Below are 1,491 nucleotides of genomic sequence, written 5' to 3'. Positions count from 1 at the left end.
GTAACTATTCAGGCCCCTTTGCTTGCTGTGGAGGGGTTTGTGGGATGATCTTGTTGTGGGAGAGGGTGTCCAGCCGTCGTATGACGAGTTGGCCGCGCTGGTGGCGGCGCAGGCGGTGGAGCTTGCGCGTGCGCGTGGGGAGATCGCCGCTCTTCGTGATGAAGTTGCGGTGCTGAAGCGTCGTCTCGGGTCGAACTCGGGGAACTCGTCGATGCCTCCGTCGGCTGACCGCTTCAGCAAACCGGCACCGAAATCGTTGCGTGGCAAGACTGGACGCAGGCAGGGTAAGCAACCCGGTGCCCCGGGAGCGAACCTGTCGGTGGTCGAGAATCCCGACACGATCGTCAATCACGTGCCCTCGTCGTGCGCGGGGTGCGGTTGCCGGTTGCGGCAGGCCGGTGACGCTGGGATCGTCCGTCGTCAGGTGGTGGATCTGCCACCGGTGCGGCCGTCGGTGACCGAGCACCGGCTGCGCCGGTTGCGCTGCCGTGGGTGCGGTCATGTCACCACCGCGGCCGGACCGGCGGAGGCGACCGCAGCGGTGTGCTACGGGCCGAACGTGACGGCGTTGGCGGTCTATCTGCTGACGTATCAGCACATCCCGGTCGTACGGACCGCTGCGCTGCTGGCGGACGTGCTGGGACTGCCGGTCTCGACCGGCTGGGTCGGCGGCGTCCTCGCCCCGGTCGCGAGCAGACTGGACGAGTTCGCCGGATGCGTCGTCCGCCAGCTGCGGGCCGCGCCGGTGGCGCATTTCGACGAAACCGGTATCCGTGTCGAAGGCAAACGCTGGTGGCTGCACACCGCCTGCACCTCCACGTTGACCGCCTACCTGCCCCACCGGCTGCGCGGCGGCGAGGCGATGGACGAATTCGGAATCCTGCGCGGTTTCCGTGGCGTCATCGTGCACGACGGCTGGCTGTCCTATCAGGACTACGGACGCATCCACGCCCGCTGCAACGCCCACCACCTGCGCGAACTGGTCGCCGCCAGCGAAACCCATCCAGAACACACCTGGCCACTCATCGCGATCAAAACCCTGGAGGAACTCAACACCGCCGCGCACGCCGCACGCGACGCCGGACAGGCCGAGATCCCCGCCCGCATCCGTGACCCGCTGATCTCCAGGTTCCTCCGCACCATCAACCTCGGACTGCTCCTGCACCCACCGGAACGAGGTCGCAAACAGAGCAAGACCCGTAACCTCCTGGTACGCCTGCGCGACTACCAGGACCAAGTGCTGCGCTTCGCCCGCGACCTGCGAGTCCCCTTCACCAACAACCAGGCCGAACGCGATCTCCGCATGATCAAAGCCCAACTCAAAATCTCCGGCGGCTGGCGCACCCAACATGGCGCCCACACCTGGCTCCGCGTCCGCAGCTACATCTCCACCGTCCGCAAGAACCGCGTCCACGTCATCACCGCCATCCGCGACGCCATCACCGGAAACCCTTGGCTACCAACAAACACCACAATGACCTGAACAGTTAC

Annotated in this window: 1 protein-coding gene; it reads left to right on the top strand. The window is 66.1% G+C overall.

The window, feature by feature from the left end:
• The first annotated feature begins 55 nt into the window (after positions 1–55).
• On the top strand, positions 56–1,483 hold the full coding sequence (tnpC, locus tag ACFWX1_RS48140) for an IS66 family transposase (protein ID WP_378396636.1): 1,428 nt from the start codon (positions 56–58) through the stop codon (positions 1,481–1,483).
• Positions 1,484–1,491: the final 8 nt, after the last annotated feature.

The organism is Amycolatopsis sp. NPDC059021 (assembly GCF_042739895.1).
Taxonomy (GTDB): Bacteria; Actinomycetota; Actinomycetes; order Mycobacteriales; family Pseudonocardiaceae; genus Amycolatopsis.
This window is presented reverse-complemented; position numbering and strand designations above follow the sequence as displayed.